Here is a 12,693-nt window from a genome sequence, read left to right on the forward strand (position 1 = left end):
CCCCGTGCAAAAACCATTGATAAGCGCCTCCTGGCGCACGCACGACACTCGTGTTGTCGAGCACATAGACACACAGGATCTTCCCGCCTCTGTCACCCGCAGCGGAGAGCGCCGGATGATCGGCCAGACGCAGATCATCACGAAACCAGACGAGGGAGAGTGGGGCATCGGACATGGGGCGGGTACTCGGATACGGAGAAGGCGAAAGAAGGCGTCGGATACCTTCACGGTGTCGTGTTTCAGCGTGTCAGTCGGGCTCGGGTTCGCCTCGTTGGGGTTTCTGTGGCCTGCACACCACAGCGATGCCGATTCTCATTTGTAACGATGCAAACCCTTGCCGTGTCGAGACGTTCTGGGAGGCGAAACTCTTGATAGGAAATTCTTCCATGACTACGGCTTCCTTCCTCCGCACCGGTGCTCTCGCTGTTCTTCTGGCTCTGCCGGCCCTGGGCCTGTCGGCATGCAACACGGTTGACGGTGCCGGTCGCGATGTCAGCTCCATCGGCCATGACGTCAGCCGTGGCGCTGGCGCGACCCAAGGCGCGATCCATAATTCCGTGCCGCAGGCCGCCACGCACTGAGCGGGGCAGACCTGAGCCCGGCAGGCCCGCCTGGGTCTGCTTGGTAAGAAGTACCGTCCCTGTTTCATCGGGGTATCGGCAAGAAAGGCGGTGCCTCAGGCATCGCCTTTCTTTTATTGACGGCCTTCAAGTGCAGCAGGATGGCCATGGATAGTCCGGGCACGACTTGCAAAATTGCCCAGACGCAGCACATAGTAGAGAACCGGCCGGTCAGGCCGGCTGATAATTTGACGTTCTCAGGGCGGGGTGGAACTCCCCACCGGCGGTAGGTGCCTTGGCACGAGCCCGCGAGCGCTTTCGGTCCCTGGGCCGAAGGGACAGCAGATCCGGTCCAAATCCGGAGCCGACGGTCATAGTCCGGATGGAAGAGAACAACATACGCTTTCGCAAGAGGTTCCCTCTTGTGAAGACGCCAGATGTTCGCGCCCGGGGACCGTCCAGACAGGATGGGACCGTATTACCGTGCCGGGAGATTTCTCCTCCAGCCCCGCCCCGCAGGCGAGGCATGCGCCGCAGAGTGTTTCAGCGTCGGAAAGTCGGGGCGTGCGCTTGGGTTTCGAGGCCGCGCTCGATGAGGCTGCACGTTATCTGGGCGCCACCTCTCCCAATCCTGCCGTGGGTTGTACCTTGCTCGACCGTGAGGGCGGTATCCTTGTGGTCGCCGCCCACCATCGTGCAGGCGCGCGTCATGCCGAAGCGCTGGCGCTGCATCAGGCTCGTGAGCGGGGGGTGATCGACCGCGTTGTGACTGCGCTTGTCACGCTTGAGCCGTGCAATCATGTCGGGCGTACGCCGCCTTGCAGCGAAGCGCTGCGCGACAGCCCGGTCGAGACTGTCTGGGTCGGTGTGCGCGATCCCAACCCCGTGGCGGGTGGGGGGATTGCCCGGCTGCGGCAGATGCCAGAAGGACGTCAGGTGCGTCTGCTGGAGGAAGAGCCCGGTTTTGCTGACCTTCATGAGGGCTGTCAGGCCCTGATTGCGCCCTTCGCAACGCGCATGGTCAAGCAGCGCCCCTGGATTACGGTCAAGCAGGCGCTGGATGCGCAGGGCTCCATGATACCGCCTGCAGGTCGGACGACTTTCACCTCGCAACAATCGCTCGAGATCGCCCATCGCCTGCGCCGCGCAAGCGATGCGATCATCACCGGCATCGGCACCATCCTGTCCGATAATCCGCGTTTCGATGTGCGTCATGTGCCGGACCATGAAGACAGGGCCCCCCGGCTTGTCGTGGTGTGCGACCGGCAGAATCGCCTGCCGGATTCCTGGCGTGAGAAAATGATCGGCAGCGGATTTCGCGTGCTCGTTTCACGTGATCTCGCCGAGATTCCGGCCCTGCTGGGTGATCATGGCGTGAACTGGGCCATGGTCGAGGCAGGCCCCTCCCTGCTTGACGAGATCAGGCGTCTCGGCCTGTGGGATGACTGGCTGGTTTTCCATGCCGGGGAGTCCGGGGCCGGGCACTCCGGACGCGCGCCCTCAGACAGGGATCGTGCCGTAATCACCTCTCATGGGCCTACGCCCCTGCGTTTCATTCTGGATGAAGGGGCGCATCCCCTTCCTGCTGACAAGGTTGCACTCTGATGTTTTCAGGCATTATCGAGCATATCGGCCGTATCAGGACTGTCGAGACACGCGATCAGGCCATTCTGCTGCAAGTCGAAACCGGCTTGTCGGACATGGATCTGGGAGAGAGCATTGCCGTCAATGGCGTCTGTCTGACGGTTGCCGCCTATGATTCGACCGGGCTTGCCGATTTCTTCGTCAGTGCCGAAACCCTGTCGCGCACGGCGCTCGGGCGTCTGTCGGATGGGGCGCGGGTCAATCTTGAGCGTGCCAGCACACCGGCCACACGCCTGTCGGGACATATCGTGCAGGGTCATGTCGATGGTCTTGCGCATCTGGTGTCAGTCAGCCCTGTTGGTGAGTCGCGTCATATCGTCTTTCGTCTGCCCGCCGCCCTGCGTGGCTATGTGGTGGAAAAAGGGTCGATCGCGCTCGATGGCGTCAGCCTGACTGTCAATGAGGTCAGCGACGTCAAGGGCGAGGCCTTTACGATCGCCCTCATGATCATTCCCCATACCTGGGACCATACGGGGCTGTCCGAGATCAGTCCGGGTGATCCGGCCAATGTCGAGGTCGATGTTCTCGCCAAATATGTCGAGAGCCTGCTGAAATACGGGGTGCGCTCATGACTGTAATGCTGTCCTACCCGCTTTCGCGTGCCATCGCGGCGCTGCGCGAGGGGCGCATGGTGATGATGATCGACGATGAGGGGCGTGAAAACGAGGGCGATCTGGTGATTGCCGCCCAGTTTGCGACCCCCGACGCCGTCAATTTCATGGCCACCCATGCGCGCGGACTGATCTGCCTGCCGCTTGAGGCAGAGCAGATCGATCGGCTCGGTCTGCCCATGATGCCGCGCCGTGGCCATGATCCACGTGGAACGGCCTTCACGGTTTCCATCGAGGCGACCACCGGGATCACGACCGGCATCTCTGCGGCGGATCGCGCACGGACGATCCAGGTTGCGGGCCATCCTGATGCGCGGCCCGACGAGATCAGCACGCCCGGGCACATCTTCCCGCTGCGTGCCCATCCGGAGGGCACGATCGCGCGTGACGGTCATACGGAGGGCGCGATCGATCTGGCGCGTCTGGCCGGGCTCCATCCGGCGGCGGTGATCTGCGAAGTCATGAGCGCGGATGGCACGATGGCACGTCTGCCCGAATTGCGTGAGTTCTCGGCTCGTCACGATCTCCCGGTGATCTCGATCGAGGAGATCGCGGCGTGGTGCCGGGTGCATGGTCGTGCCGCGCTGGGTGATCGTGTTGCGCCGGAACCCGTACCACCTGCGGTCGAGCGTATTGCCGAGGCCGCCCTGCCGAGCGTTTATGGCGGGCATGATCTGCGTATCCAGGCCTTCCGCGCGCCAGATGGGATCGAGCATGTCGCCCTCATCAAGGGGGATCCATCGCAGGGTGTGCCGCTTGTGCGCCTGCATTCGGAATGTGTGACCGGTGACGCGCTCGGTTCTCTGCGCTGCGATTGCGGTCCCCAGCTTCGTGAGGCGCTGGAGCGTATCTCCGCCGCGCCGTCGGGCGTTCTGGTTTATCTGCGTGGTCATGAGGGCAGGGGGATCGGTCTTGGCAACAAGATACGTGCCTATGCGCTTCAGGATGACGGCAAGGACACGCTCGAAGCTAATCTGGAACTCGGCCTGCCCGGTGACGCGCGTGACTGGGTGACCGGCGCGGCCATTCTGCAATCGCTTGGCATCGAGGCGCTGACCCTGTTGACCAACAACCCGAGCAAGGTGTCGGGTCTCGAGGCAGCAGGACTGCGCGTTGTGAGCCAGGAACGTCTAGAGGCGGGGTACAACCCGTTCAACCGGGCCTATCTTCATGCCAAACGCACCCGGATGGGCCATCAGCTGAGTGATGCCTGGCCGGATCTCGTCGATTCCGTGATTGAGAAATAAGGAAGCCCCATGAGCAAATCCATTCCCGTCGCCCCCGATCTCACACTGGTGCCGACGCCCAAGCTCGCCCTTCTGGTCAGCCGTTTCAACACGGACGTCACCCATGGTCTGCGCGATGGCGCGCTCGAATGGCTGGAAGAACACGGCATTCGCGATGTCGACGTGTTTGACGCGCCGGGCGCCTTCGAACTGCCTCTCATGGCGCAGGCTCTGGCCAAGACAGGCACCTATGAAGGGGTCATCTGCCTTGGCTGCGTGATCAAGGGTGATACGGCGCATTTCGAGTTCATCAGCCTTGGCGCCACGATTGGCATCATGCAGGCGCAACTCGCCACCGAAACACCGATCTCCTTCGGCATCCTGACCACCTATACTGATGAGCAGGCCCAGGCGCGGTCGCGCAAGGACGTGCACAACAAGGGGCGCGAGGCTTCCGCTGCCTGTGTGGAGACGCTTGCTTTCCTGCGCAATACCCGTAGCTGAGTCATTTCGTGACAGCTCTGTGACATGGGCGGTTTCCCAATCAGGGGACAATGCTCTAAACCTGCCCGGACCATGGCGCTTTGGCGTCTCTCCGTGGCAGGGTTCAACAAACGTCAATGCTCGCAAATCTCATCGGATCGATCGTCGCGTTCTGCACAAGGCGCGCCCTTGTTGTTCTGGCGCTTTTCACGCTTCTGACGGCCGGAAGCCTGTATCTGACCGCCCAACGTCTTGGCGTCACAACCGATACCGATGAGATGTTCGCCTCCAGCCTGCCCTGGAAGAAACGCAATGCAGAGCTGAGCCAGCTTTTCCCGCAGAATGACGATCTGATGGTCGCCATCATCAAGGCGGACATGCCGGAGCAGGGTCGCGCCACGGCGCGCGAGCTGGCCAGAATCCTGAAGGCGGATCACAAGAATTTCCGCACCGTGCGTCTGCCCGATGATTCCCCGTTCCTCCAGAATCACGGCCTGCTTTATCTCGACAAGCCCGTTCTGGGGTCACTGCTCGACGCCATCGTGGCAGCCCAGCCTTTCCTTGGCACGCTCTCCGCCGATCCTTCGTCGCGCGGTATTTTCACGGCGCTCGGTCTGCTGGGTGAAGGGCTCTCGGCAGGTGAGGACATTCCCGCGAGCTTCGATCCCGAGCTCAGGGGCTTTGCTACCGCCCTGCAGGATGCGGCTGGGAATCATCCCAAGGACCTTTCCTGGCAGAATCTGCTGGCTGGACCGCTGGGCGATATGGCCGGGCGCTATCAGTTCGTGATGACCCAGCCGCATCAGGATTTCGGGTCCCTTCAGCCGGGGGGCGAGGCGAGCGCTGCCATGCGCAAGGCCATCGATTCCCTGCCTTTCGTCAAGAGCGGCAATGCCATCGCCATGATCACCGGCCCGGTCCAGCTGAGTGATGAGGAGTTCTCGACTGTTGCTCACGGCATGGGCTTCGGGCTGCTGACCTCGCTCGTGCTTGTGGCTGCCTGGCTGGTTCTGGCCGTCCGTTCCATGCGCGTCATCGTGCCGATCCTGATCACGCTCGTGATCGGCCTGCTGCTCACAACGGGGTTCGCGGCTATTGCCGTGGGCAAGCTCAATCTGATCTCGGTGGCTTTTGCGGTACTGTTCGTGGGTATTGCCGTCGATTTTGCCATCCAGTTCTCCGTGCGTTTCAGAGGTCAGCGTCAGGTTTCGGGCGCCGCAATGACACCGGAAGATGCACTGGCCGAGACAGGGCGTGAGACAGGGCACCAGATCCTGGTTGCCGCACTGGCCACAGCCGCTGGGTTTTTGGCCTTCGTCCCGACCAATTTCGTCGGTGTGGCGCAGCTCGGTCTGATTGCCGGTATCGGCATGATCATTGCCTTTCTGTGCACCATGACGCTTCTGCCAGCACTGCTGCATCTTTTCCGTGCGCGCCTGAGCCGTGGCATGCCGGGCTTCACGCGACTTGCTCCGGCAGATCACTTCCTGCGGCGCTATCGCAAGCCGGTTCTGGCCTTTTTCGGCATTCTGGCCGTAACGGGTCTCGCGCTCATCCCGCGCCTCAGCTTCGATGCCGACCCGCTGCATACCAAGAACCCGGACACGGAAGGTATGCGGGCCATCCATCTTCTGGAACAGGACCCGCGCGCTTCGCCTTATGACGGTGAGGTGGTGGTCCCCAATCTGAAGATCGCGGCAGAGCGCGCCAAGCAGTTCGAGGCCCTGCCGAGCGTGTCTTCAGTCATGTGGCTGGGCATGTTCGTGCCGGAGAACCAGACCGAAAAACTGGCCATGATTCAGGATACGGCTTCTATCCTGCTGCCTACGCTGGTCGGGCAGGAGGTTCAGCCCGCGCCCGATGCGAATGCGCTGCGTGCCAGCGCGGCTTCTGCCGCGAGCAAGCTGGGCGCCGTGCTTGACAAGACTGCTCCTGACTCGCCGCTGCGCAGCATCCAGCACTCCCTCGCTGAGCTCGCGAAGGCACCCGACGCCCAGATCCTGGCCGCCAATACGGCATTGACGCGCTTCCTGCCGGAGCAGCTTGCCCAGCTCGTCGATGTGCTGCAGCCCACGCCGGTCACCATCGAAAGCATTCCGCCGGATATCGCTCGTGATTATGTGGCCCCTGACGGGCGCGCGCTCCTCAAGATCCTGCCCAAGGGACGCATGTCGGACAGCAAGGTGCTGTACCACTTCCTGAACGACATGCTCACCGTGGACAAGAATACGGCGGGCACGGCGCTCGAAGTGGTGGAGAGCGCGCATACGATGGTGCACGCCTTCTCCACAGCAGCGATTTCGGCCCTCGTGATGATCGCCATCATCCTGTTCGTGGCTTTGCGCCGCCTGCTGGATATGGTGCTGGTTCTGGCCCCGCTCCTGCTTTCCGCATTGCTGACCGTGATCCTCATCGTCACCGTGCCCGAGACGCTGAATTTCGCGAATATCATCGCGTTGCCTTTGCTGCTGGGCGTGGGGGTGTCGTTCAACATCTATTTCGTCATGAACTGGCGGGCAGGGATCAAGAGCCCGCTCACCTCGCCCACCGCGCGCGCCGTGCTGTTTTCGGCGCTGACCACAGGCACGGCTTTCGGCTCGCTTGCAGCGTCAGAGCATCCGGGCACGGCCAGTATGGGCCGTCTGCTGCTCATGTCGCTGGCCTGCACCTTGCTCGCCACGCTGACCTTTATTCCGGCCCTGCTGCCCAAGCGCAAGATCGACGCGGAGTGATCTCTTCCGCATCCCGCTTCGCAACGCGCGGAGCAGGGATGCGGAAAATCGGACTGGTCAGACACGGTTTTCCGGTGTTAGGGACGAGCGATAACGTATCTGTGAGTTCGCCCCGATCGTGTCGAGTCAGTTCTTTCGCTGGAGCCTCGCCGTCGCCTGCCTGGCGGGGCTTTCAGGGCCGTTGCCCGCATGGGCGACCGATGACGAGGATGAAGAAACCGGCTCGGAGCCGAGTTACCAGATTAATGATCCCTTTCCGGATCGACCTTTGCAGCCGACGAGCGTCCCGGCGTTTGGCCAACCCAAGGCCGTTTTCTACAATCCGTTCGGTCTGACGGACTGGCTGCGTCGCCGGGGGATCGGGCTGCTTTTCGATAATATCAACGAATATACGGCGGCTGTTACCACACCCACGAAGCATGTCGGTGATTACAGACAGGGCTCGAGCAATGCCGGGCAATATGCGCTCTCCCTTAATGTGGACTGGGAGCGCATTGCCGGGATCAAGGGGTTTGCGACCCATATGGTCGTGACAGGACGCTATGGCACGCCTGCCAATCGCATGTTCGGCGACTGGCTCAACCATTCCTCAGAAATTTATGGGGGAGGCGGCAACGTAGTGGTGCATCTCGTCATGGCCTATGGCGAGGAGACGCTTTATGGCGGCAAGCTCTCCATCGCGGCCGGGCGCATGGCCGAACTGTCCGATTTTGCCGCAAGCCCCCTGTTTTGCACGTTCCAGATCAATGCGATCTGCGGTCGGCCCCGTGCGGCGGCCGATACCGGCTATGCCTCCACCTTCCCCGCGGGCAACTGGGGAATCAGGGTGCGCGGCAGGCCTTTGCCGCAATCCTATATCCAACTCGGGCTCTACGTGACCGAGGAGGGTATGTTTTCTTACACGATGAACCGGAGCGGCTTCAAATTCGACGGCGCGTCGATCAATGGCGTGCGCCTGCCGCTCGAGCTCGGCTGGGAGCCCAGGATGCGCGGGCATTTGCCGGGCCATTACCGCGTGGGCGCCGCTCTGACCACCACGCCCCTCTCGGACATCCATGAAGATCAGTATGGCCAGCCTTATGCCCTGACCGGGCTGAACCAGCGCCAGCATCGCGCCAGTTACAACACCTGGGTGATGATGGATCAGAAATTCATGACCTATCGAAAGGATGCGGCAGGGCAGGACACGGATTCCGGCCTGACCGCGCTCTGGGGCTTTCTTTACAACGACAAGCGCGTGTCGTTGCGGAACTGGCAGGTCTATGGCGGTCTGATCAGTCGTGGCACCTGGAAATCGCGTCCCGAGGACACGATCGCGATCGCTTTCAGCTATACGGCGATCTCGCCGGGTGTGCAGCGCACCGAGGAATTGCTCAGGGCGAGAAATGCGGTACTGCCCTATCGTGCCACCGGCATACAGCGCCATGCCATCGTCATGGAGGCGAATTATGGCTGGCACGCGTGGCGCGGGGTCTTGATGCAGCCCATGGTCGAGCTTTTCGTCAGACCCAACGGGCAGGGCAACCTCAAGGATGCCGTCCTGCTCGGCTTCAAGACCCACGTGGAGTTTCTCTGAAACCCGTTTCCCCTTGCGTATCGCGGCCAGGGCCGATGCACGGCAGAAACATGACGATCCGGCAAGCTTGCGTCTTTGTGGGTGAATGCCAGGACGCTCTCATGCCATGAATCATGTCTCAATGTTTCAGGAGGATGCTGCATGGAAGCCCAGATTGACGGGTCGCTCTTTCCCGTATTGCGTATCGCCCTCCAACCGGGCGAACGCCTGACCGCGGAAACCGGCGAATTGTCGTGGAAGAGCCCCCATGTCACGCTCACCACCAGCACCTCGGGTGCGGGGAAGAGCGGATTTCTCGGCTCGGTCTCACGCATGATCGCCGGAGGCGGGTTGTTCATGACCGAGTATCGGGCTGAGGGAGCCCCCGGTATCGTGGCCTTCGCGGCCAAGATACCCGGACACATTACCGAGCACGCGCTTGATGGATCGCGCGCCTATCTTGTGCATCGTCATGGCTTCGTTGCCGGGACCGAGGGGGTGCGCCTTGACATGGCCTTCCAGCGCAAACTCGGTGCGGGATTATTCGGGGGCGAGGGGTTCATCCTGCAACGTCTCTCCGGGTATGGCCGGTTCTGGGCAGAAATGGGTGGCGAGATCGTCACGCATGATCTGGCACCCGGGGAGCAGATCGATGTCCATCCCGGCCATGTGGGCATGTTCGAGGAAAGCGTGCAGTTCGACATCACGACGCTACCCGGCATACGCAACAAGATCTTCGGAGGCGACGGCGTGTTTCTGGCCCGTTTGACCGGGCCGGGGCGCATCTGGCTGCAGACACTCACCTTGTCCAATCTCGCCGGAGCGCTCAGCCCCTATCTCGGGATGACGGAAGCGACAGGCGCAGCCGAAGGCACTCTGCTCGGCTCCTTGGTACGCAAGGCGTTCAACTGATCCCGACGCCGCGCGATACGCCCTGTCTCAGGGCAGTCGCGCCTCGCGCAATCTGGCGAGGAGCTTTTTCTCGGCCGGAGGATGCGCGTAGAGCGTTTCAAGAGGAACAGCGTCATGGCCGAGCATCCAGGCGACTTCCAGATGATAGAGTCGATAGAGTCTGCTCCGGCGCACATCCATTGAAGGATCATGCGCCTGGAATCGCGCGAGATTGTCCCGGATATCGAAGTCACCGCCCTTGCCGATGAGATCGGCATATCCCTCATTGAGCCATGCGGGGCGGGTCAGGGCAAAGAAGCGTCCGAAGCTGCGGCCTTGCATCACATGCGTCGCCTCATGGGCAATATAATAGGCGAGCGGGCGTTCCTTCGCATCTGCCATCGGTCCGGCGTAGGAAGGAATGATCCTGTCATGAGGGATGTCCGACCGACGAAGATAGATATTGGATGTGAGCGGCGCGATCACGATGCCCCCGACGCTTGGGTGAAACAGCCCATAGAGCTGTAGCCGCCACCGTGCGTTGCAGAAAAAGACGTGGAAGCGCTGCTGTGACGTGTAGAGGCTCGATGTCTGCAAGCGCCGGATCGCATCGTCCAGAACGACGGTGATGGAGCTGTCGATAGGGCGATCCGACCAGAGGTCGAATTGCCGATACTGTATCCGATAGGCAAATGCCGGTTCAGGATAAGCCAGGACACCTATATAGGTGGCGACCAGCCCAGCCAGAGCGAGCGCCCCACGGCGCAGCCGGGGCAACAGCGTTTTCAGTTGCGAAGGCGCTGTTGCCTGAGACACTCCTGGAGGCCTCGATGTCAGATCACGTAATCCACGGGAGGCAGACGCTGATCCATCCCTAGTGCCGGCATGGAGGTGTGGCGCGTGCCAATCCGACGGGCCGGATTACCGACCACCGTGGTATAGGGTGGCACGCTTTCGAGAACGACCGAACCTGCCCCGACCTTGGCCCCCTCGCCGAGTTCGATATTGCCCAGAACGATGGCGCCTGCCCCAACCAGGACGCCGCGGCGCACCTTGGGATGACGATTACCGGTTTCCTTGCCCGTACCTCCCAGCGTGACACCCTGGAGCAGGGAAACGTCATCTTCGATGATGCAGGTTTCACCAATGACGATGCCTGCGCCGTGATCGAAGACAAGGCGTCGCCCAAGCTGGGCTGCGGGGTGGATATCCAGACCGAAGCGCTCGCTCACAAGGCTCTGGAGATGGCGGGCCAGATGCTGCCGATCATGACGCCATAGCCAGTGCGCAATCCGGTAGGCCTGTACGGCGTGATAGCCCTTGAAGAAGAGGAATGGGGTCACGTAATCCGGGCAGGCAGCGTCGCGCTCGCAAATGGCGATCATGTCTTCTGCGGCGGCCGCTGCAATTTCGGGCTGCTCGATGAGTGCCGAGGTGACGAGGGCCGAAAGCACGGGGGCGGAGAGCGCGCGATCAGCCAGTTTCGTACCCAGCAAGGCTGCCAGCGCACCCTGAAAATTGCGGTGATCGCTGATCCCTGTCGCGAAAACGCCCTGGATCAGAACGTCGCAACAGACATCGCTCTGTTTGAGCATTTCCTTCCAGATGGCCTCGAGATCGGGCGAGGGCTGGTCCGAGGGGGCACTCATAGTCCCATGGCCTTCTTCACGAAGGCGCGCCTGAGACCGGGAAGGCGGCTCATGGCCTCCAGACCCAGATCGCGACCGAAGCGCAAAATCGGGTTGTCATTGCCGAAAAGACGCTCCAGCCCGTCACAGGCGGCCATCATGGCCATGTTACCTGGTCGGACACGACGCTGGTAGCGGGCCAGGAGATCACTGGCCCCCAGATCCCCGCCCTGCTCGAAGCGCGTTTCCAGCAGATCGGTCAGGGCAATGATGTCCTTGAACCCGACATTGAGTCCCTGGCCCGCGATAGGGTGCAAGCCATGGGCGGAATCACCGGCGAGCGCGAGGCGTGTCGCCGTGTAGCGCTGGGCGTATTGCGCCGAAAGAGGATAGATCCAGCGTCGTCCAACAGGCACGCAAGCCCCCACATCATCGCCCAGACGCTCCATGATGGCACGGGCGAACGCTTTGTCATCCAGCGCATAGAAGCGTTCCGCCCTGCGGGCGGCTTCGGCCCAGACAATGGCCGAACGATGAGGATGGTCGCTGCTGGCAGGCAGGGGGAGGCGGGCAAATGGCCCCTGGGGCAGGAAGTGTTCGAGCGCCCGGCCGTCATGAGGGCGTTCATGATGGATGATACTGATCAGGCCGCACTGGTTATAGGGCAGCTTCGTGACCATGATGCCGGCCTGCTGGCGCAGTGGGCTCTGTCGACCCTCTGCCGCAATCACGAGCGACGCCCGATAGACGGCGCCCGAACTCAGCGTCACCTCGGCATGGGTGTCATGGAAGACGAATTGTCCGGTCTCAGGGGCAGCGAGTGTGAGCGGCCCCTCATGGGCGGTCAGAGCCCGGTTGAGCGCCGCACGCAGATCGCGTGCCTCGATCATCCAGCCAAAAGGGGTTGCGGTACCGTTTTCGACCGGCGCGTCCTCAGGGCCAAAACGCAGCCCATGGGGGGAGGCGGGCTCGCCTGGTCGGCCATCGCTGACGGTGATGCTGTTGATGGGCTGCGAAGGAGCGGGCAGGTGCTGCCATATCCCCGCCGCGTCGAGCATGCGGCGCGAGCCCTCGGTGATGGCATAGGCGCGTCCGTCAAGCGATGGATGCTCCATGCCGGGCAGGGGCGCGCGGTCGATGAGCAGAACCCGAAGCCCCGATGCCGCGAGACGACAGGCCAGAGTCGCCCCGACAGGACCCGCGCCATTGATGCAGATATCGACCTGGTTCATGGGGCTTTCTTCTCCACAGCTCTTGTGACCGTGGCTTTTTTAATGCAGCCGCAGGAAATGGGAAATGGAGCTCTCTAGGCTCTTGCCAATCTCGTTATGAAACTGGCACGATTTGGTCTTACGAGAACTGG

General features: G+C 61.9%; 12 protein-coding genes and 1 riboswitch. Of the genes, 8 read left to right on the forward strand and 4 right to left on the reverse strand.

All coding sequences use genetic code 11. The features are described 5' to 3' along the window. A partial coding sequence (locus tag C0V97_RS12575) for a deoxyribodipyrimidine photo-lyase (protein WP_148114938.1) occupies nt 1-175 on the reverse strand: 175 nt, incomplete at its 3' end. Between the two features lie 211 nt (nt 176-386). Between C0V97_RS12575 and C0V97_RS12580 the strand changes: the two genes are divergently transcribed. The 8 genes from C0V97_RS12580 to C0V97_RS12615 all read left to right on the forward strand — a co-directional run bounded on the left by C0V97_RS12580 (nt 387) and on the right by C0V97_RS12615 (nt 9,723). Next, on the forward strand, nt 387-581 hold the full coding sequence (locus C0V97_RS12580; protein ID WP_127102941.1) for an entericidin: 195 nt from the start codon (nt 387-389) through the stop codon (nt 579-581). Nucleotides 582-809: 228 nt separating this feature from the next. Further along, a riboswitch (FMN riboswitch) is annotated at nt 810-958 on the forward strand. Nucleotides 959-1,124: 166 nt separating this feature from the next. Beyond that, nucleotides 1,125-2,165 carry a bifunctional diaminohydroxyphosphoribosylaminopyrimidine deaminase/5-amino-6-(5-phosphoribosylamino)uracil reductase RibD gene (gene ribD / locus C0V97_RS12585; protein WP_127102942.1) on the forward strand — a complete coding sequence of 347 codons (1,041 nt, stop codon included), beginning with the start codon at nt 1,125-1,127 and terminating at the stop codon, nt 2,163-2,165. Then, the gene (locus tag C0V97_RS12590) at nt 2,165-2,776 is read left to right on the forward strand and encodes a riboflavin synthase (RefSeq protein WP_127102943.1); all 612 of its coding nucleotides are present in this window, start codon (nt 2,165-2,167) and stop codon (nt 2,774-2,776) included. The genes ribD and C0V97_RS12590 overlap by 1 nt, the downstream gene beginning before the upstream one ends. Next, nucleotides 2,773-4,062 (forward strand): 3,4-dihydroxy-2-butanone-4-phosphate synthase, encoded by a 1,290-nt coding sequence (gene ribB, locus C0V97_RS12595; RefSeq protein ID WP_370265644.1) that lies wholly within the window; start codon nt 2,773-2,775, stop codon nt 4,060-4,062. The genes C0V97_RS12590 and ribB overlap by 4 nt, the downstream gene beginning before the upstream one ends. Before the next feature lie 9 nt (nt 4,063-4,071). Next, nucleotides 4,072-4,545: a 6,7-dimethyl-8-ribityllumazine synthase gene (gene ribH / locus C0V97_RS12600; protein WP_127102944.1), complete on the forward strand. Its 474-nt coding sequence runs from the start codon at nt 4,072-4,074 to the stop codon at nt 4,543-4,545. Nucleotides 4,546-4,661: 116 nt separating this feature from the next. Next, on the forward strand, nt 4,662-7,256 hold the full coding sequence (locus tag C0V97_RS12605) for an MMPL family transporter (protein ID WP_127102945.1): 2,595 nt from the start codon (nt 4,662-4,664) through the stop codon (nt 7,254-7,256). Between the two features lie 118 nt (nt 7,257-7,374). Further along, nucleotides 7,375-8,832, forward strand: coding sequence for a carbohydrate porin (locus C0V97_RS12610; RefSeq protein ID WP_233582147.1), 1,458 nt, complete (start codon nt 7,375-7,377; stop codon nt 8,830-8,832). 141 nt (nt 8,833-8,973) lie between these two features. After that, nucleotides 8,974-9,723 (forward strand): TIGR00266 family protein, encoded by a 750-nt coding sequence (locus C0V97_RS12615; protein ID WP_127102947.1) that lies wholly within the window; start codon nt 8,974-8,976, stop codon nt 9,721-9,723. A gap of 27 nt (nt 9,724-9,750) precedes the next feature. On the opposite strand, the gene C0V97_RS12620 is transcribed toward C0V97_RS12615, so the two are convergent. The 3 genes from C0V97_RS12620 to C0V97_RS12630 are packed head-to-tail and all read right to left on the reverse strand — an operon-like array spanning nt 9,751 to nt 12,562. Then, nucleotides 9,751-10,479, reverse strand: coding sequence for a hypothetical protein (locus C0V97_RS12620; RefSeq protein WP_127102948.1), 729 nt, complete (start codon nt 10,477-10,479; stop codon nt 9,751-9,753). Between the two features lie 56 nt (nt 10,480-10,535). Continuing rightward, nucleotides 10,536-11,351 (reverse strand): serine O-acetyltransferase, encoded by an 816-nt coding sequence (cysE, locus tag C0V97_RS12625; protein ID WP_127102949.1) that lies wholly within the window; start codon nt 11,349-11,351, stop codon nt 10,536-10,538. Continuing rightward, nucleotides 11,348-12,562, reverse strand: a complete 1,215-nt coding sequence (locus C0V97_RS12630) for a UbiH/UbiF/VisC/COQ6 family ubiquinone biosynthesis hydroxylase (RefSeq protein WP_127102950.1) — start codon at nt 12,560-12,562, stop codon at nt 11,348-11,350. The genes cysE and C0V97_RS12630 overlap by 4 nt, the downstream gene beginning before the upstream one ends. Nucleotides 12,563-12,693 lie beyond the last annotated feature (131 nt).

The sequence above is a fragment of the Asaia sp. W19 genome, from assembly GCF_003994335.1.
GTDB lineage: Bacteria > Pseudomonadota > Alphaproteobacteria > Acetobacterales > Acetobacteraceae > Asaia.

Coding starts and splice junctions, on each gene's coding strand:
- C0V97_RS12580 (WP_127102941.1), top strand. CDS start 387: ATGACTACGGCTTCCTTCCTCCGCACCGGTGCTCTCGCTGTTCTTCTG.
- C0V97_RS12590 (WP_127102943.1), top strand. CDS start 2,165: ATGTTTTCAGGCATTATCGAGCATATCGGCCGTATCAGGACTGTCGAG.
- ribB (WP_370265644.1), top strand. CDS start 2,773: ATGACTGTAATGCTGTCCTACCCGCTTTCGCGTGCCATCGCGGCGCTG.
- ribH (WP_127102944.1), top strand. CDS start 4,072: ATGAGCAAATCCATTCCCGTCGCCCCCGATCTCACACTGGTGCCGACG.
- C0V97_RS12605 (WP_127102945.1), top strand. CDS start 4,662: ATGCTCGCAAATCTCATCGGATCGATCGTCGCGTTCTGCACAAGGCGC.
- C0V97_RS12615 (WP_127102947.1), top strand. CDS start 8,974: ATGGAAGCCCAGATTGACGGGTCGCTCTTTCCCGTATTGCGTATCGCC.
- cysE (WP_127102949.1), bottom strand. CDS start 11,351: ATGAGTGCCCCCTCGGACCAGCCCTCGCCCGATCTCGAGGCCATCTGG.
- C0V97_RS12630 (WP_127102950.1), bottom strand. CDS start 12,562: ATGAACCAGGTCGATATCTGCATCAATGGCGCGGGTCCTGTCGGGGCG.